Origin of the sequence: Curtobacterium sp. L1-20, assembly GCF_048755855.1 — a bacterium.
Classification (GTDB): Bacteria; Actinomycetota; Actinomycetes; order Actinomycetales; family Microbacteriaceae; genus Curtobacterium.
Map to the genome: position 1 here is coordinate 972,634 of NZ_CP151473.1, position 18,374 is coordinate 991,007.

15 protein-coding genes and 1 tRNA gene are annotated in these 18,374 nt (G+C 71.3%); 8 read left to right on the top strand and 8 right to left on the bottom strand.

Going from position 1 to position 18,374, the window contains the following annotated elements; all coding sequences use genetic code 11:
* Positions 1-11: 11 nt before the first annotated feature.
* Entirely contained in the window at positions 12-959 is a 948-nt protein-coding gene (bla, locus tag AAEP86_RS06185; protein WP_420369664.1) for a class A beta-lactamase, read from the bottom strand.
* A gap of 93 nt (positions 960-1,052) precedes the next feature.
* Here bla and AAEP86_RS06190 point away from each other — a divergent pair, with 93 nt between their 5' ends.
* From AAEP86_RS06190 to AAEP86_RS06200, 3 genes are all read left to right on the top strand, one after another.
* Positions 1,053-3,809 carry an ATP-binding protein gene (locus AAEP86_RS06190; RefSeq protein ID WP_420369665.1) on the top strand — a complete coding sequence of 919 codons (2,757 nt, stop codon included), beginning with the start codon at positions 1,053-1,055 and terminating at the stop codon, positions 3,807-3,809.
* A gap of 136 nt (positions 3,810-3,945) precedes the next feature.
* Positions 3,946-4,662 carry an esterase/lipase family protein gene (locus tag AAEP86_RS06195; protein WP_420369666.1) on the top strand — a complete coding sequence of 239 codons (717 nt, stop codon included), beginning with the start codon at positions 3,946-3,948 and terminating at the stop codon, positions 4,660-4,662.
* Between the two features lie 63 nt (positions 4,663-4,725).
* Entirely contained in the window at positions 4,726-5,562 is an 837-nt protein-coding gene (locus tag AAEP86_RS06200) for an alpha/beta fold hydrolase (RefSeq protein ID WP_420369667.1), read from the top strand.
* 81 nt (positions 5,563-5,643) lie between these two features.
* On the opposite strand, the gene AAEP86_RS06205 is transcribed toward AAEP86_RS06200, so the two are convergent.
* Positions 5,644-5,717 (bottom strand) — tRNA-Gly (locus AAEP86_RS06205).
* Positions 5,718-5,968: 251 nt separating this feature from the next.
* Between AAEP86_RS06205 and AAEP86_RS06210 the strand changes: the two genes are divergently transcribed.
* Genes AAEP86_RS06210 through AAEP86_RS06220 form a run of 3 tightly spaced genes read left to right on the top strand, consistent with a single transcriptional unit; the run spans position 5,969 to position 8,460 of the window.
* Positions 5,969-7,039 (top strand): DUF6177 family protein, encoded by a 1,071-nt coding sequence (locus AAEP86_RS06210; protein ID WP_420369668.1) that lies wholly within the window; start codon positions 5,969-5,971, stop codon positions 7,037-7,039.
* Positions 7,029-7,376, top strand: coding sequence for a hypothetical protein (locus AAEP86_RS06215; protein WP_420369669.1), 348 nt, complete (start codon positions 7,029-7,031; stop codon positions 7,374-7,376). Before AAEP86_RS06210 ends, AAEP86_RS06215 begins: the two co-directional genes overlap by 11 nt.
* 49 nt (positions 7,377-7,425) lie before the next feature.
* Complete coding sequence (locus tag AAEP86_RS06220) at positions 7,426-8,460, top strand: YdcF family protein (protein WP_420369670.1); 1,035 nt, start codon at positions 7,426-7,428, stop codon at positions 8,458-8,460.
* Positions 8,461-8,499: 39 nt separating this feature from the next.
* On the opposite strand, the gene AAEP86_RS06225 is transcribed toward AAEP86_RS06220, so the two are convergent.
* Both AAEP86_RS06225 and AAEP86_RS06230 read right to left on the bottom strand, forming a co-directional pair.
* The gene (locus tag AAEP86_RS06225; protein WP_420369671.1) at positions 8,500-10,545 is read right to left on the bottom strand and encodes a cytochrome c oxidase assembly protein; all 2,046 of its coding nucleotides are present in this window, start codon (positions 10,543-10,545) and stop codon (positions 8,500-8,502) included.
* Positions 10,546-10,657: 112 nt separating this feature from the next.
* The gene (locus AAEP86_RS06230; RefSeq protein ID WP_420369672.1) at positions 10,658-11,749 is read right to left on the bottom strand and encodes a GNAT family N-acetyltransferase; all 1,092 of its coding nucleotides are present in this window, start codon (positions 11,747-11,749) and stop codon (positions 10,658-10,660) included.
* A gap of 89 nt (positions 11,750-11,838) precedes the next feature.
* Here AAEP86_RS06230 and dcd point away from each other — a divergent pair, with 89 nt between their 5' ends.
* Positions 11,839-12,426, top strand: a complete 588-nt coding sequence (gene dcd, locus AAEP86_RS06235; RefSeq protein WP_420369673.1) for a dCTP deaminase — start codon at positions 11,839-11,841, stop codon at positions 12,424-12,426.
* 84 nt (positions 12,427-12,510) lie between these two features.
* Positions 12,511-12,792 (top strand): helix-turn-helix domain-containing protein, encoded by a 282-nt coding sequence (locus tag AAEP86_RS06240; protein ID WP_420369674.1) that lies wholly within the window; start codon positions 12,511-12,513, stop codon positions 12,790-12,792.
* 66 nt (positions 12,793-12,858) lie between these two features.
* Here AAEP86_RS06240 and AAEP86_RS06245 read toward each other — a convergent pair whose 3' ends face one another.
* The 4 genes from AAEP86_RS06245 to AAEP86_RS06260 form a co-directional block, all read right to left on the bottom strand.
* Positions 12,859-13,959, bottom strand: a complete 1,101-nt coding sequence (locus AAEP86_RS06245; protein WP_420369675.1) for a substrate-binding domain-containing protein — start codon at positions 13,957-13,959, stop codon at positions 12,859-12,861.
* An 83-nt stretch (positions 13,960-14,042) separates the two neighbouring features.
* Positions 14,043-15,335 carry a multiple monosaccharide ABC transporter permease gene (gene mmsB / locus AAEP86_RS06250; RefSeq protein WP_420369676.1) on the bottom strand — a complete coding sequence of 431 codons (1,293 nt, stop codon included), beginning with the start codon at positions 15,333-15,335 and terminating at the stop codon, positions 14,043-14,045.
* Complete coding sequence (gene mmsA / locus AAEP86_RS06255) at positions 15,332-16,855, bottom strand: multiple monosaccharide ABC transporter ATP-binding protein (protein ID WP_420370451.1); 1,524 nt, start codon at positions 16,853-16,855, stop codon at positions 15,332-15,334. The genes mmsB and mmsA overlap by 4 nt, the downstream gene beginning before the upstream one ends.
* A gap of 356 nt (positions 16,856-17,211) precedes the next feature.
* Positions 17,212-18,234, bottom strand: coding sequence for a LacI family DNA-binding transcriptional regulator (locus AAEP86_RS06260; protein WP_420369677.1), 1,023 nt, complete (start codon positions 18,232-18,234; stop codon positions 17,212-17,214).
* Between the last annotated feature and the right edge of the window lie 140 nt (positions 18,235-18,374).

The following is an 18,374-nucleotide window of genomic DNA, read 5'->3' on the forward strand; positions in this document are numbered from 1 at the left end:
CAGATCGTAGTTCAGCGCGCGAACGCACCGAGGACGACGGCGGCGGTCCGTGCGACCAGGGCGTCGTCGTAGGCGACCGACGGGTCGTTCCGGCTGGTGAGCACGGCGACCACGATCGGCGAGCCGCCGGGACGGGTGACCAGCGCGACGTCGTTGCGGGTTCCACCCGCGCCGCCGGACTTGTCGGCGACCGTCCACCCGTCGGGGGCGCCGGCGCGGACGAGCGTGTCCCCGGTGGCGTTGCCGCTCATCCAGCCGACGAGGAGCGCGGTGTCCGCCCGGCCCAGCGTCCGGCCGTCGAGGATCCGCGCCAGGTCGGCCGCGAAGGCCGCCGGGGTCGTCGTGTCGTCGGTGCTGCCGGGTGTGACCGTGTTGAGCTCCGGCTCGGTGTGCACCACCCGGGTGGTCGTGTCGCCGAGGCCGCGCAGCGCGGTCTCGAGACCGGGCGGCCCACCGATGCGGTCGAGGACCAGGTCCAGCGCGGTGTTGTCGCTCTGCCGCACCGCCGCCTCGTCGAGCTGCGCGAGGGTCAGTCCGTCGGCGACGTGCTGCCCGGTGACGGGCGAGTGGCCGGCGGCCGCGACGTCGGCGGCGGTCCAGTGCACCCGTTCGTCGCGGTCGGCGCCGCGGACCGACCGGAGGAACTGCGCGGCGGCGAACACCTTGAGGGTCGAGGCGAAGCCCACCCGACGGTCGCCGCCGTACGCGACCGACGCCCCCGTGCCGGTGTCCGTCGCGACGACGCCGACCGTGGCGTCGTACTCCCGCTCGAGCGCTCGCAGCGCCCGGTCCACGCGCGCCTGGTCCACCCGGGCGGTCGGGGTCGGGGTCGGGGTCGGGGTGGACGGTGCCGCGACCGTCGTGGTCGCCGTCGGACCCGACGACGGGCCACCGCTCGTGCACCCGGCGAGGACGAGCGCGGGTGCGAGGACACCGACGACGAGCAGGGAACGACGCATGGCCGCACCATGCCGGGTCATCCTGGACGGCGCCCCGGTACCGGTGCCGGTCGACGCCTGCCGCCCGTGCGACGCCGCTGCCATACTGACGGCATGACGATGGCGCAGCCCGTCATCGGGCGCGAACGGGAGACGGCGGCCCTCCGCGACGCAGTCCGTGACGTCACCGCCGGCGGTTCGGCGTTCGTGGTCGACGGCGAGGCGGGGATCGGCAAGTCGGCCCTGGTCGCCGACGTCCTCGGGTACGCGCGCAGCCGAGGGGTGCGGGTCCTGACGACCACCGGTACACAGGCCGAGTCGTCCGAGCCCTACGCCGCGCTCCACATGCTCCTCTACCCGTTGCGCGCCGGCATCGCCGACCTGCCGGCGCCGCAGCGACGTGCGCTCGACGTGGCGTTCGGCGTCGCGGTCGGCGTCCAACCCTCGCCGCTCCTCGCCGGTCTCGCCGCCCTGACCCTGCTCTCCGACGCCGCCGCGGCAGGTCCGCTGGTGGTCGTGGTCGAGGACCTGCACTGGGTGGACGCGCCGTCCGAGTGGGCCTTCCGGATGATGGCCCGCCGGGTCGGCGACGACCCGGTCGTCATGGTCGTCACCACCCGGGACACCGAGACGGCGGAGCACCCGGGTCTCCGACGCCTGCACCTCGGTCCGCTCGACGAGTCCGCCGCCGACCGACTGCTCGACGGGATCCCCGGAGCGCCGACCGGGCAGGCCCGCCGTGACCTCGTGGCGCGTGCCGAGGGCAACCCGCTGGCGCTGCACGAACTCGGTCGGCCGGGTCCGGCGCCACGGACCCGCGCACGACCGGTCGTCGGCCGGGTCGAGCAGGAGTTCGCCGCTCGCTACGCCGCACTCGACCAGACCGTCCGCCTGGCCGTGCTCGCCGTCGCGCTCTCGGACGGTGCCGGTGCAGAGGAGGCCTCACGCGTGGCCGCCCGGGTCGTCGGTCGGTTCCCGCCCCCGACCTGGACGGAGCAGGCGTCGGCCGCGTCGCTGCTCGAGTGGGAGCCGCCGCGGGCGATCCGGTTCCGGCACCCGCTCGTGCAGTCGGCCGTGCTCTCGGTGACGTCCCCGACGGAGCGCGCCGCGGCCCTGCGGTCGCTCGTGGTCGAGCACGAGGACGACCCGGCACGCACGATCTGGTGGCGTGCCGAGCTGGCCACCGGGTACGACGACCCCCTCGCGGACGAGGTCGCGGCGCTCGGCGACGGTCGGACCGCGATGTCCGACCCGTTCGGTGCGAGCCGGGCGTACGAGCGCGCGGCCGAACTGACGTCGGACGTCGCCCGACGCGTCGAGCGGCGCATCGTCGCGGCCGAGCTCGGCGGCCTGTCCGGGCGGACCTCGGAGGCGTCGGTGCTCGTGCAGCGCGCGCGCGAGGAGGCACCCGACCGGCTCCTGGCGGCGCGTGCTGCGTGGGTGGCCGAGACCCTCCCCACCGGTCGCACCGGGCTCGCCGTGGGCGACCTCGGACCGGCGCTCCACGCGGTCTCCGAGATGCAGGCAGCCGGCGGGGTCGGACCCGCGACGGACGCACTGCTGCACCTGGCCGCGATCGCCTGGGACCACACCGCCGAGGCGGACCCCGGCGAGCCGATGCTCGCCGTCGTCGAGGCCCTCGCGCTGCCGGACGACGACCCCCGCTCGATCCTCCTGGCGGCCCGGATCGACCCGGTGGTCCGCGGCGACCGCGTGCTCGAACGCGCGCTGGCAGCTGCTCCCACCGCCGACGACGAGGAGTCGGCATGGCTCCTCGGGTACGCGCTCAACCTCGTCGGCGAGGTCGACACGGCCCGGGTGCTGCTCGACCGGGCCGTCGCGAGCATGCGCGCCCGTGGCGACCTGCGGACCTTCCCGCAGGCCTTGATGGGCACCTCGATGACCACGTACCTCGGCGGCGACGTCGCGCGGGCCCGGGACCTCGCCGCCCAGGCCGCGTCGCTCGGCCGTGACCTGGGGGACGACGGCTTCTCCGCCGCGACGCGGTGCGCCCTCGCGTGGTTCGACGCGCTCGAGGGACACCAGCCGGACGTCGAGCGGATCGCCGGCGGGACGGCCGCGGGTGCGCAGGTCCTCCGGTCGAGCGCGATGCGTGCGACGCTCCTCGGCGCCGCCGGCGCCGCCCACCTCGTCTCCGGCCGGGCGGCGGAGGCGCTCGCGTGCCTCAGGGCCCTCGTCGACCCCGAGCACGACGGCTGGAACCCGTCCTTCGCCGTCCTGACGGCGCACGACTTCGTCGACGCGGCGCTGGAGTCGGGCAACCGGGCGGAGGCCGAGCAGCGGGCGGCGGAGCTCGAGCGGCTCCACGCGCGCTGGCACGCACCCATGGTCCGCTCGGCCGTCGATCACGCCCGACTCGCGCTCGTCCCCGACGACGAGCTCGCGTCAGCGGCGGCGACGCTGCAGCACGAGCGCTGGCCGGTGCCGTACCTCCGGGCGCGGGCGCTCCTCCGGTTGGGGCGACGGCTTCGTCGCACGGGTCGGAGCGACCTCGCCCGTCCCGCCCTGCACGCCGCCCTCGAGGTGTTCGAGGCGATGCCCGCACCGGCCTGGGCGGAACGGACGCGCGACGCGATCCGGGCCACCGGGGAACGGCTGCCGGGGTCCGGTCGACGCAGTGTCGAGCTGCTCACCCCGCAGGAGCTCCGCGTGTGCACGCTCGCCGCCCGCGGGCTGAGCAACCGCGCCATCGGCGAACACCTCTTCGTGTCCCCGCGCACGGTCGGTGCGCACCTGTACGCGGCGTTCCAGAAGCTCGGGGTCTCGACCCGGCAGCAGCTGCCGGCGGTCCTCGCGGCCGTGGAACCCGCCCACCCGTCCGACGACGACCAGGGTGCCGGGGCCGACTAGGTCATCCGGCGGCGGATCTCGGTCACCGCGACCGATGTGCACCGGTGGGGCGCGCCCGTAGCGTCGCGAGCGGAACCAACACCCCACCACCGATGCAGGTCCGCGCCACCGGCTGCGGACCGGGAAGGACCGCACCGTGCCCGGATCGCCGACCATCGTCCTCGTCCACGGAGCATTCGCCGACGCCGCCAGCTGGGCGCCCGTCACGCAGCTCCTCCTCGACCAGGGCCACCGGGTCCTCGTCCCGCCGGTCTTCAACCGCAGTCTGTCCGGGGACGCGGCGTACATCAGGTCGTTCGTCGAGCAGATCGAGGGACCGGTCCTGCTCGCCGGACACTCCTACGGCGGCGCGGTCATCACCGTCGCCGGCGCGGCGGAGAACGTCGTCGGCCTGGTCTTCGTCGCCGCGTACGCGCTCGAGGAGGGCGAGAGCCTCGGAGCCCTCCAAGGAGGCTTCCCCGACAGTGACCTCGCCGCCAACCTCGTGTACGCCCCGTACCCGGTCGACGGCGCCGAGCCGGGGACCGACGTCTCCGTGGCCGTCGGGGCGTTCCCCACCGTCTTCGCCGGCGGCCTCGACCCGGCGAAGGCGGCGGTCCTCGCCGTCTCGCAGCGTCCGCTGTCCGCGGTGGCCTTCGGCGAGCCCGCCTCCGCAGCCGCGTGGAAGACCAAGCCGTCCTGGGGGATCGTCGCCAGCGCCGACCACACCATCAACCCCGACGTGGAGCGTTTCGGCTACCAGCGCGCCGGGGTGCGGAAGGTGCTCGAGGTCGACGGGCCGCACCTGCTGATGCAGACGCACGCCGGCGAGGTCGCGACCTTCATCACGGACGCCCTCGCCGACCTCGGCTGACGACCCTCCCCGACCGACCCACACCCGACCGAACCACACCCGACCGACGACAGGAGACCGACCATGGGCTACGTGACCACCGACGACGGTGCAGAGATCTACTTCAAGGACTGGGGGAGCCACGACGCGCAGCCGATCGTGTTCCACCACGGCTGGCCGCTGTCCTCGGACGACTGGGACGCGCAGATGCTCTACTTCCTGGCCGAGGGGTACCGGGTGGTCGCGTCCGACCGCCGCGGGCACGGCCGCTCGTCGCAGATCGGCACCGGTCACGACATGGACCACTACGCCAGCGACGTCTCCGCCGTCGTCGAGCACCTCGACCTGCGCGACGCGATCCACATCGGCCACTCCACCGGTGGCGGACAGGTGGCGCGGTACGTCGCCCGCCACGGCCAGCCGCAGGGGCGGGTCGCGAAGGCGGTCCTCGTCTCCGCCGTCCCGCCGCTGATGGTGAAGACGGAGTCGAACCCCGAGGGCACCGACATCGCGGTCTTCGACGGGTTCCGTCAGGCCCTCGCCGCGAACCGCGCCGAGTTCTTCCAGGCGGTCGCCTCCGGCCCGTTCTACGGCTTCAACCGCGACGGGGTGACCCCGTCGGAGCCGGTCATCGCCAACTGGTGGCGCCAGGGCATGACGGGCAGCGCCATCGCGCACCTCGAGGGCATCAAGGCGTTCTCGGAGACCGACCAGACCGAGGACCTCCGGGCCATCACCGTGCCCGTCCTCGTGCTCCAGGGCGACGACGACCAGGTCGTGCCCTACCAGGCCGCCGCGGTCAAGCAGGCCGAACTCCTCAGCGACGCGACCCTCAGGATCTACGAGGGCTACCCGCACGGGATGCTGACGACCCACGCCGACGTCATCAACCCGGACATCCTCGCGTTCATCCGGAGCTGACGCACCGCCACCGTGTGGGTTCCCGTCGGACGCGTCGACGGGAACGACGAAGGGCCGCCCGACCGGGCGGCCCTTCGTGTGTGGAGCGAGTGACGGGAATCGAACCCGCGCTACCAGCTTGGGAAGCTGGAGTTCTACCATTGAACTACACTCGCGCGCCCGCTCAGCGGGACGACGCAAGCCTAGCGGATTCTCCGCCGGGTCGTGAGCAGGCCACCGGCCGAGCGGCACCGCCCCGCCACCGTGGGCCGTCCGCCGGACGTGCGCCGCGCCTCCAGGCCGATCCGCCGCCGGCGAGCCGCCGGACCCGCGAACCCGCTGTGAGCTGGGCCCGTCCGACGGACAGGTGTCGCCCTCGTGTGTACCGTCCGACGGGATCCAGCGACCCCGAACCGAGGAGGACCGGATGGTCAGGCATCCCCTCATCGACGACGTCGTCGGCACCGCCCTCGTGGTCGAGTCCGCCTCGCCGGTGGTGTGGCTGACCGACGCGCTCGCCGCACTGCTGCGCCGTGCATCCGGGTCCGGACGGACCGTCGTCCTGCGCACCGGCCGCGACGCGGCGATCACCCCGGCCCTCCGCCACGCGCTCGGCGCGCACGGTGCCGCCTGGGTCGTGACCGAGTCCGACGGCTCCCTGCGGGACGGTCGAACGGGCGTCGCCGCGTCCGGCATCGACGAGGTCGTCGAGCACGGCCCGGAGCTGCTCGGGCCGCCGTCACCGGACCACCCGGTCGCCAAGGACTCCGTGCGCCAGATCAGCATCGACCTCACGCTGCGGCACCACTCCGCGCGAGCGGTGGACATCGGCTCCGCCATCGAGGCCCTGTGCGAGACCGTCGGTGCCTGCCCCACCCGCTGGGGCACGGCCGAGCCGCTCTCCGTGCCGTGGGACCGCTGGGTCGTCACGCAGTACGCGAAGCACGAGGCCCCGGACGTCTCGACGTCCTACGCCGTCGGCGACGGGTTCTCGGCGACCATGACCGCACACCTGCTCGACGGCGTCGTCGTCGAGACCATGTCCGCCGTGCTCACCATCCCCGAGGAGGGCGCCGATCCTGCCCTCGCGTCGCGGCTCCTCGACGCCGTACGGCGCGTCGCGGGGGACGTCGAGCCCGTGTTCGGGGTCGTCATGCAGCGCCGCGGTGCCGCCGACCACCTGGTCCGAGCGGTGTCCCACGGCGAGCCCTCGCCCCTCGCCGTCGTGGTCGGCCCCGAGGCCTCCGAGTTCCTCGACCGCGACGGGGTCTGGCCGCCGCCGCGCACCTCCACGTCGACGTTCGGCGGTGGCGGGCTCGTCGTCCGCTTCGACGACGGCTGGGAGGCGCTCGAGTCGTTCCTCGACCGCATCGACGAGGACCGCTTCCTGCAACTCGTCGGTGGTGCCCCGCTCGACCCGGCCCACGACGAGGGCACGCTCGACGGGCACGTCGGTGGTTCCGGCCCGCACGTGGTGGGCGGTCAGGGTGCCGCGTGACGTCACCCTGCTCTGCCGGGGTCCCGTCGAGACGCGGGACGTCGCCGAGGCCCTGCTCCTGCACGACGAGACGTGGGGCGTCCGCGCGCTCGACGACGGGCCGATGGTCCAGGTCTGCCGCGACACCACCCACCCGGTGATCACCGTCCTCGGCGTCCGTCGGGTGGAGTCCCTCGACGAGGTCCGACGCATCCTGCCCGACGCCCCGGCCCTCGCCACCCCGCTCTGGTGGGTCGACACCGTGACCCCGTCGAACGCCGACGGCGAGTCCGGGATCTCCGCCGCACTCGAGGCCGCGATGGACCTCGACGCCGTCTGCATCGTGCACGGCGACTGAGCCGAGCCGTGTCCCAGCTCGAGGTCGACGCCGTGCGACGGGGTCGACCGTGATCGGCCTCGTCCTCGGGGCGGTCTTCCTCGCCGCCTACCTGGTCGGCCGCCGACGTGACCCGCGGATGCTGCGGAACGGTGTGTTCCTCAGCGCGGCGATCGTGCTCGCCGGGTTCGGTGTGCTCGAACTGCTCAGTGTGTTCGTCCCCGGGTTCGGCTTCCTCCTCGTCATCGTGTTCGGACTCCTCGCGCTCTCCGTACCGGTGCTCGGGGTGGCGCTGCTGCTCAACGGCGTGCGGATGGCACGGTCCGAGGGGCGGAGCCTCGGCAACATGCTGTCCCTGATCCTCGGCGTGCTCGTGTTCGTCCTGCCGACCGTGGTCGTGGTGCTGGTCGTCACCGCGTCCGGTTCCGGCGGCACACCGTGGGCGGTCCTCGGGGACGCCGCGGCGTTCGTCGTCGTGCTCGGCTGCCTGTACGTGGGTGCCGCGTTCGTGTCGTTCGTCGTGTACTCGGTCGCCTACGCGCGGATGCGGCACCGGGAGGTCCCGGACACGGTCGTCGTGCTCGGCTCCGGACTCGTGCACGGCGACGTCCCGCCCCTGCTGCGGAGCCGGCTCGACCGCGCGCTCGACGTGTACCGCAGCGAGCTCGCCGCCGGCCGTCGCCCCCTGCTCGTGCCGTCCGGCGGCCAGGGCGACGACGAGCCGCGGTCCGAGGGCGCGGCCATGGCCGAGTACCTCGTCGCCCAGGGCGCCGACCCCGCCGACGTCCGCCCCGAGACCGCGTCGCGGAACACGCTGCAGAACCTCCGGTTCTCGCGCGCGGTCCAGCACGACGCCGGTCGCGACGGACCGATCCTCGTGGTGACGAACAACTACCACGTGCTCCGCGCGGCCGTCCTGGCGCGGAAGGCGGACCTCGACGCGCAGGTGGTCGGCTCGCCCACGGCGGCGTACTACGTGCCGAGCGCGTTCCTCCGCGAGTTCGTCGCGGTGATCGTCGAGCACCGGTGGCTCAACCTCGTGGCGTTCAGCCCGTTCGTGCTCCTGGTCGGCTACGCCGTCTGGGAGTCGTTCCAGCTGCGCTGAGCCGGCGGCGCGATCGGGTCCGGAGTCCCGTCGGTCGCGTCAGTCGCGGTCGTGCATCGCGGCGAGGCGCTCGTTGTACGCCCTGAGGTCCGCGTCGCCGTCCCGCTCCGCCTTCCGGTCGAGCCGCTTCGCGTCGCGGGTGTCCGAGCGCACCCAGTTCCGCACCACGAGCAGCGCGACGAACACCATCGGCAGCTCGGACGCACCCCAGGCGATGCCGCCACCGGTGTGCTGGTCGTCGAGGAGCGCGGCGTCGTTCGTCTGGCCCAGCGCGTGGAACCAGTCGAGCGCGAACACCGACTGCGAGGTCATCACGGCGACCCCGAAGAACGCGTGGAACGCCAGCGTGGCGAGCAGGGCGATGATGAGGATCGGGTACTGCGGGCGCTGCGGCCCGGGGTCGACACCGATGAACACCCAGAAGAAGAGGTACCCGCTGAACACGAAGTGCACGACCATCGCGACGTGCCACTCGTGGGACTGCATCGCGTACTGGTACGCCGGCGTGAAGTAGAACACGACGAGCGAGCCGGCGAAGATGACCCCCGCGACGGCGGGCTTCGCCAGGAAGTGCATGTACCGCGAGTGCGTGAAGAGCATCAGCCACTCGCGGGCACCGCGCGAGCCGTCGTTGCGCACCGGCAGGGTCCGCAGCGCCAGCAGCACCGGGCCGCCGAGCACGAGCGGCAGGGGCACGAACATCATGAGCAGCATGTGCTGGAGCATGTGCGACGAGAAGTGGATCATCCCGTAGACCGCCGGCCCGGCCGACGTCGTCCAGATGAACAGCGCGCAGCCGATCAGCCAGGCGATCGTCCGGCCGACGGGCCACTTGTCGCCGCGGGCCCGGAGCTTCCGGACGGCGAGCAGGTACCAGCCCGCGCCGACGACGGCCAGCGCGAGCCAGACCCAGTCGATGTGCCACTGGGTGAGGTAGGTCTGCACGGTCTGCGCCGGCGGGTACGGGAAGCCGATGAGGCCGGACCGGGTGTCCTCGCCGGTCTCCGGCGTCTGGGGGATCGGCGGCTGCGAGCGCGACACCGCGACCGAGACACCGATCGCGATCGCCATGAACACGATCTCGGCGAGGGCGAACCGGACGAAGAGCCGCCGGTCGAGCGGGGCGCGGAGCAGCCCGGGGACCAGTCGGCGGCGCTGCACGACCCCGGCGAGCCCGAGCAGCACCAGGATCGCGGCCTTGACGGTGATGAGCCACCCGTACGTCGTCGTGAACAGGTCGAGCGGCCCGGTCAGGCGGAGCGACGCGTTGACGATGCCGGAGAACGCGACCGCGGCGAACGCCCACCCGGCGAGCGTCGAGTACCGCGAGACGACCCGACCGGTTGCGCCCTTCACGCGGGTGCGCAGGAGCAGCACGGCGACGAGGCCGCCCGCCCAGACGCAGACCGCGACGAGGTGCACGGCGAGCGAGTTCACGGCGTTCGCGTGCTCGAGCGACCCGGCGGCGTGGCCGGAGAGGGCGAGGGGGAGGAGCGCGAAGAGCCCGGCGACGGTGGCCACGGCGAGCGTCGTGACCCGGGTGGCGAACGCGGCGACGACGGTGGCGACGAGGATGGCCACCGCGGACACGACGAGCGCCTGCCCGATCTCGACCTGGAACGCGAAGAGCATGAAGTTCCGCGCGAACACCGGGTTGGTGAGCGGGACCCCGAGGGTGTTCGCCCCGGTGAAGACGATGCTGACGACCGCGGCGAGGAACCAGACGGCGCCGGTCGCCGCCGCCCACCGGGACGCCCGGTGCTGGACGCTGGACATCGCGCCGTGGTCCTTCTTCTGCGCCGGCAGGGCGAACGCTGCGACGACGAGCAGGCCGATGGTCAGGGCGGCCGCGGTGTCGTGGACGACACGGGCGACCGGGAGGCCGTACTCGACGAGGTCGCCGGCGGACACCAGCTGCTGGTTCGCGGTGAAGGCGCCCGTCAGCGTCATCCCGAGGATCGAGCAGGCGATCGCGAGCGGGACGGCGATGACGAGGACCGTCGCGACGGTGGACGTGCGCGCGGTGACGGGCGCGGAGTCCGGTGCCGCGCCTCCGGGACGGGTTGCGGTGGGGGTGACGGTCATGACCGTCCCATGGTAGGTCGCCAGCCTGGAGGCGCGGCGCGAGTCCACGGATCCGGCTGGCGCCCGGCACAGGGTCGCGTCCGCCGCGTCGTCGGCGACGGGGGAGACGGCGTCACACTCGACGCTCCCAGATCCCCTCGCTCCCGACGGGGACGAACCCGACGGCCTCGTTGACGTCGAGCATCGGCCGGTTCTCCTCCGCGTTCGTGGTGATGATCGACGGCCGACCAGGGAAGTCCTGTTCCACCCGCTCGATGCCGGCCACCTTGAGCAGCTGTCCGAGCCGGTGGCCGCGGTGTTCCCGGAGGACGAGGGTGTCCCACTGCATGACGGCCCGGTCCGCGTCGTCCGGGACCGCCAGTTGCGTGAAACCGGCCAAGGTGCTGCTCGGTCGGTGCTCCACGGCGACGGTGAGCATGGCGCGCGGAGCACGGGCGAGTTCCTCCTCGTGTGCGCGCAGCCGGTCCGCGGTCCACGCGTCCTCCGGCTCCGCCATGTCGCCGGCAGGAGCGTCCGTGCTCATGCGCGTCTCGAGCAGGGCGAGGTCGTCGAGCCACCGGTCCGGCGTCGGGCCGGCCCACGTGTGCGTCCGGAAGTCGGGGCCGGCCGCCGCGATGGCCCGCTCCCGTACGGCGTCGATCACCGCCGGAACGGTCGGCAGCGCGAGGCGGCTGATCCGGTTCACCTGTCCGAACCGCCAGCCGCGACCGGCGAGGAACCGCGCGCCGGCCTCGTCGGCCGGGACGGCGCCGTGTCCGGTGGCCGGGACGAGCCAGCCGTCACCCGACGGCGAGCCGATCTGCCGGGAGACCGCGTACGTCTTCCACTGCGTGCGACCGTCGGCGCGTGCGACGGCTTCGAGATGGTCTGCGAGGACGGTCCCGATGCCGCGTCGCTGGTGCGCGGGGTCGACCCCGACCGCCATCCAGCAGTTCGAGGTCCCCGGTTCCTGCTTGGTGTCGTAGGACCCAGCGGCCACGACGGTGGACGTCCCGTCGCGCACGACGAAGAGTCGGCTCGGTGCGCCGGGCTCGTGGCACATCGGGAGGTACTCCTCCGGCTCCCAGGACAGTTCCGCCAACCCGTGCACGTCGCGTTCAGCACGGTCCGAGACCGCCAGCCACTCCCGGAACGCCCCGACCTTCCCGGGTGCATCGGTCATCGTGGCGGGCACGTCGAGTTCGTGCACGGTGTACGTGGTCATGGTGTCGTCCCCCGGTGGTTCCGTGCCACCCCGACGTGGGCAGCCTCGCAGCTTATCGGCGAGCACCCGCTGCCGCTAGGCTGCTCCGCGTGCTGCTCTCCGACCGCGACATCACCGCCCAGCTCGACGAGGGCCGCATCGGCCTCGACCCGTACGACCACTCGCTCGTCCAGCCGTCGAGCATCGACGTCCGCCTCGACAAGTTCTTCCGGCTGTTCGACAACCACAAGTACCCGCACATCGACCCCGCGGTGGACCAGCCCGACCTGACCCGTCTGGTCGAGACCGACCCGGACGAGGCCTTCGTGCTGCACCCGGGCGAGTTCGTGCTCGGCTCGACGTACGAGGTCGTGACGCTGCCGGACGACATCGCGGCACGGCTCGAGGGGAAGAGCTCGCTCGGACGCCTCGGGCTCCTCACGCACTCGACCGCGGGCTTCATCGACCCGGGCTTCTCCGGGCACGTGACGCTGGAGCTGTCGAACGTGGCGACGCTGCCGATCAAGCTCTGGCCCGGCATGAAGATCGGGCAGCTGTGCTTCTTCCAGCTGTCGAGCCCGGCGGAGAAGCCGTACGGGTCGGCCGAGTACCAGTCGCGGTACCAGGGGCAGCGTGGGCCGACGGCGTCGCGCTCGGCGCAGAACTTCCTGCGGACGGACGTCTCCGGTCGTCCGTAGGGTCGGTCGACCCCGGTCCTGCAAGGACCGCCCACGTGACGCACGCCGCAGCGCGAAATGTCGCATGCTGTGTATCGTGGCGGCATGTCCGCTGCTTCGCCACGGCCCACGACACCGGTGTCGGCCGCCACGCTCATCCGTCACGCTCGGACCCGCGCCGGGCTCACCCAGGTGCAGCTGGCCGGGCGCGCCGGGGTCACGCAGAGCGTCATCAGCACCTACGAGAACGGCCGCCGCGAACCGTCCCTCGCCGCGCTGCAACGGCTGCTGCTGGCAGCGGGCTTCACGACGGCGATCGACCTGGACCCCGTGGACGGACCGGCGACGCGGCGTGGGCCGGCGGACGGCGCCCCGGCGGACCGGTGACACCGAAGGACGCGGAAGGGCCCCGCCTCGCTGACGCGAGACGGGGCCCTTCGTGGTGCTGGGAGATCAGCCCTTCTTGGCGAGTGCCTCGAGCTGGTCGTTGCCCTTGTAGGCCTCGACCGCGTTCTCCTTGGTGACGAGGATCGGGGTCAGCTCGATGGCCGGCACCGTCTTCACACCGTTGTAGTTGTTCGTCTTGTCGATCTTGGTGTCGGGCTTGTTGCCCTTCGACAGGTCGGTCACCAGGTCGATGGCGGCCTGGGCCTCTTCGGTCGTGTTCTTGTAGATCGTCGAGTACTGCTTGCCCTGCATGATGTAGGGGATCGACGCGGTCTCGGAGTCCTGACCGGTGACGACGGGGTTCGGCTTGCCGGCGGCCTTCGTCGCGGTGAGGATGGCGCGGGCGAGGGTGTCGTTCGGCGAGAGGACGCCGTCGAGCTTGGTGTCACCCGAGTAGTACTGCGACAGGAGGTCCGTCATGCGCGACTGGGCGTTCTGCGCGAGCCAGCCCTTGGTCTGCACCTTCTGGAAGGTCTCCTGGCCGGACGTGACCTTGAGGGTGCCGTCCTTGATCTTCGGCTCGAGCACGCTCATCGCACCGTTGAAGAACACGGTGGCGTTCGCGTCGTCCGCCGAACCGGCGAAGAGCTCGACGTTGTAGGGGCCGTCACCCTTCTGGGCCTTGAGGCCGTCGAGGAGTGCGTTGGCCTGCAGCTGGCCGACCTTGTAGTTGTTGAACGCGACGTAGTAGTCGACGTTCTTGGTGTTCAGGATGTTGCGGTCCCAGGCGATGACGGTGACGCCCTTCGCCTTGGCTGCCTTGACCTGCGAGCCGAGCTGCGAACCGTCCGCGGCGCCGATGATGACGACCTTCGCGCCCTTGGTGACCATGCCCGAGATCTGCGACTGCTGGTCCGGGACGGGGTTGCCGGCGTTGGCGTACTGGATGTCGGCCTTGAAGCCGGCGTCCTTGATCGACTTCTCGAACGCGGCGCCCGCGAGCACCCAGTTCTGCGAGGTCTTCGCCGGGAGTGCGACACCGATGAGGTCGCCCTTCTTGATCTCCGTGCTCGCATCCGAGCCGGAGGTGCCGCGAGCCGAGCAGCCGCTGAGGGCGAGGCCCGCGACGAGTGCCAGGCCGATGCCGGCGATGAGCTTCTTGCGCATGTGATTGCTTTCTCTTCGTTGAGGGGGTGGAGCTGTGGTGAGGGGTTCGTGCGCCGGGCGGACGGGCCGCCCGGCGCCACGTTCTACTGGGTGTTGACCTTCTCCGGCTGGTCCTGGATGGACTGCGGCTGCTGCGCGGTCACGGTGTTCTGCTCCGTGTCCTTGCGCTGGAACTGCCGCATCATCCCGCCGATGAGCGAAGGGCGACCCTGGGACTTCGAGTAGACGTCGAACGCGACGGCGACGAGCAGGACCAGACCACGGATGATCTGCACCTTGTTCGACTCGATGCCCATGAGCTGGAGGCCGTTGGAGAGCAGGGCCATCACGAGACCACCGATGATGGAGCCCGAGATGGTGCCGATGCCGCCCGCGACCGCGGCTCCACCGACGAACACGGCGGCGATCGCGTCGAGCTCCCAGCCGGTGCCGTCCGCAGGACCCGAGGCGTTCGAGTACCCGACGAAGACCATGCCGGCGACGGCGGCCAGGACCGACATGTTCGCCATGACGAAGAAGTTCACCTTGCGGGCGCTGACACCGGAGAGGACGGCGGCGTTGGCGTTGCCACCGACGGCATAGACCTGGCGGCCGAAGATCGTGTTCTTCGTGATGAAGCCGTAGATGATCGTGAGCACGCCGAGGATGATCGCGACGATCGGAACGGACGTGCCGACCGGGCCGGCGCCGAACAGGTAGGTGGCGACGAGCGTGACGGCGACGAGGATGCCGGTGCGGACGATCGAGACCCACAGCGGCGGGACCTCGGCCTGCATCTTGCGGCGACGGCGACGGCCGCGCGCCTCGATGATGATGAGCGCCGCGATCGTCACGAGACCGAGCAGGAGCGTCCCGTTCGAGTAGCCGAAGTCCGGGCCGAAGTCACCGAGGTAGCCGGCGCCGATCGAGTTGTAGGAGTCGGGGGTCGGCACGGAGGTCGACTGGCCGATGATCTGGTTCGCACCGCGGAAGATCAGCTGACCGGCGAGCGTGACGATGAACGCCGGGACGCGGACGAACGCGACCCAGAAGCCCTGCCACGCACCGACGAGTGCACCGACGACGAGGCCGAGGATGATCGCGGCCCAGGCCGGCCAGTGCCACACCGACATGGACTGCGCGACGATGATGCCGACGAACGCCGCGACCGAACCGACCGACAGGTCGATGTGGCCGGCGATGATCACCATCACCATGCCGAGCGCCAGGATCAGGATGTACGAGTACTGCAGGAACAGGTTGATCACGTTCGTGGGCTCGAGGATGAGCCCACCGGTGGTGAAGTAGAAGAACGCGACGATCACGACGAGGGCGATGATCATGCCGTACTGGCCGATGCTGTTGCCCTTGCCGAACAGCAGTTTCAGGTTGTTCATGAGACGGTAGCGCCCTTCCGCGCGGAGGTCATGCTGCGCATGAGGGATTCTGGGTCGGCCTGGTCGGCCGGGAGGTCAGCGGTGATCTGGCCCTCGAAGATCGTGTAGATCCGGTCCGAGAGGCCGAGGAGTTCGGGGAGCTCGGAGGAGATGAGGATGATGCCCTTCCCCTCTGCCGCGAGCTGCTGGATGATGCCGTAGATCTCGAACTTCGCGCCCACGTCGATGCCGCGGGTCGGTTCGTCGAGGATGAGGATGTCCGGGTCGGTGAACATCCACTTCGACAGGACGACCTTCTGCTGGTTCCCGCCGGAGAGCTTGCCGACGTTCTCCTCGACCGTGGGCACCTTCGTGCGGAGCAGCTTCCGGTACTTCTCGGCGACGTTGTACTCCTCGAGGGAGTCCACGACGCCGGCCTTCGAGATCTTCGGCAGGTCGGCGGACACGGTCGACCGCTTGACCGTGTCGAGCAGGTTCAGGCCGAGCGCCTTCCGGTCCTCCGAGACGTAGCCGATGCCGTTCTCGATCGCCTGCTGGACGTTCGCGACCTTGATCTCGCGGCCGTCCTTGATGATCTGGCCACCGAGCCACGTGCCGTAGGAGCGCCCGAAGATGCTCATCGCGAGCTCGGTGCGCCCGGCGCCCATGAGGCCGGCGAAGCCGACGATCTCGCCGCGGCGGACGTGGAAGTTCGAGCCCTTGCAGACCAGGCGCGACGAGTCGAGCGGGTGCTGCACGGTCCAGTCGCGGACCTCGAAGAAGGTCTCACCGATCTTCGGCGTGCGGTCCGGGAAGCGGGACTCGAGCGAGCGGCCGACCATGCCGCGGATGATCCGGTCCTCGTTGACGCCGTCCGCCTTGACGTTCAGCGTCTCGATGGTCTTGCCGTCGCGGATGATCGTGATCTCGTCGGCGATCTGCTCGATCTCGTTCAGCTTGTGGCTGATGATGATGCTCGAGATGCCCTTGGCCTTCAGGCCGACGATGAGGTCGAGGAGGTGCTGCGAGTCGTTCTCGTTGAGTGCCGCGGTGGGCTCGTCGAGGATGAGGAGCTTGACGTCCTTGTGCAGGGCCTTCGCGATCTCGACGAGCTGCTGCTTGCCGACACCGATGTTCTTGATCTGCGTGTCCGGGTCGTCGGCGAGGCCGACGCGGGCGAGCAGGTCCTGCGCGCGGAGCTGGGCGGCGGTCCAGTCGATCGCACCGAAGCGGCTCGGCTCGTTGCCGAGGAAGAGGTTCTCGGTGATCGACAGCTCCGGGATGAGCGCGAGCTCCTGGTGGATGATGACGATGCCGGCCTGCTCGGACTGCTTGATGTCCTTGAAGCGGACCTCTTCGCCCTCGAAGACGATGTCGCCCTCGTAGGTGCCGAAGGGGTAGACGCCGGAGAGGACCTTCATCAGGGTCGACTTGCCGGCGCCGTTCTCGCCGCAGATCGCGTGGATCTCGCCGGCTCGGACGCTGAGCGAGACGTCGGACAGCGCCTTGACACCAGGGAACTCCTTGGTGATCGAGCGCATCTCGAGGATCGTCTCGGGTGCGGTGATCGACCGGGTCTCGAGTCCGGTGTCGATCGGGGTTGACGCCACGGTGCATCTCCTTCTGCCGCTGCGATGCGGCAGTTCTTCGGGTGGTTCTGCTGCGGCGACGAGCGGGCACGGGGAGTCCGTGCGGACCTCGTCGTCTAGTCCGGTGTCCTGTCGTGTGACGGTCATGTGACCGTTCACATCGGCGGAACGGAGGTAATACTACGCACGGGATCGGCGCGGCTGTCAATTCGGTGGTGTCGCGGTTTCGTAACGGCCCGCGTGATCCGGCCGAACCGCGCGGTGCGCGTCCCCTGGCTTGGGGTGACGGCGCGACCGCCGACGGACGGTCACCGCCGCCGGGGTGCTCCCGTCGAGCCGCGCACGACCAGCTGGGGAACGATGTCGATCGGCCGCAGCAGCTCGTCGTCGTCGCCCGGCAGGAGCAGGTCCACGCACCGTCGTCCCAGCTCGGCGAAGTCGACCTGCACGGTGGTGAGCGGCGGCCAGAAGTGCTTGGCCTCGGGGATGTCGTCGTACCCGACGACCGACAGGTCGCCCGGCACGTCGAGTCCGTACGAGCGTGCGGCGTGCACGACGCCGAGCGCCATCGCGTCGTTCGAGCAGAAGACCGCGGTGCAGTCCCGCCACCGCAGGAGCTCCCGACCGGCGTGGTAGCCGAAGTCGGCGCTCCAGTCGCCGAGGATCGGCGGCACCACTGGCATGTCCCGGTCCGACATCGCCCTGAGGAAGCCCTGCATCCGGGCGTCCGCCTCGATCCAGTCCTGCGGTCCGGCGATGTGCCGGACGTACTCGTGCCCGAGGTCGAGCAGGTGTTCGGTGGCGAGCCGTGCGCCCTCCATCTGGTCGACCCAGAGGGCGGTGGGGTCCTCCCCGACGCTCGAACGCATCGTCACGTAGGGCGTGCGGATGCCGAGCTCCTCGATGAGGTCGAACACGCGCTGCTGCGGCGCGATGACCACGATCCCCTCGACGTCCTGGTCGAGCAGGTGGCCGAGGCCGTCGCGCACCGCGGTGTCCGTCGGCTCCGCGATGTTGGCCGTGGTCACCGAGTACCCCCGGCTGACGGCGGCGTCCTCGATGGACTGCATGGTGACCGCGGGACCGTAGTGCGAGCGCTGCGCCGTGAGGACGCCGATCGTGCGCGTGCGACTCGTCACGAGTGCCCGTGCCGCCCGGTTCGGTCGGTACTGCAGCTGTTCCATCGCGGCGAGGACCTTGTCGCGGGTCTCCGCCCGGATCGCGTCCGAGTTGTTGAGCACCCGGGACACCGTCTGGTGGGACACGCCTGCGACCCGCGCGACGTCGCGGATGCTGGGCGACCGCGGTTGCTGAGTCCGCGTCGACGCCATTGCTACTCGTTTCCTGCTCGGGGCCGTGGCACGCCCATGTGCACGTTCACATTCCGAGCCAGATCATTATGCACGTCCCGAGGGTCCGCGCCACCTGAGTGCTCGTACCGACGCCGGTGCGCACCCCGGACGGCCCGCAC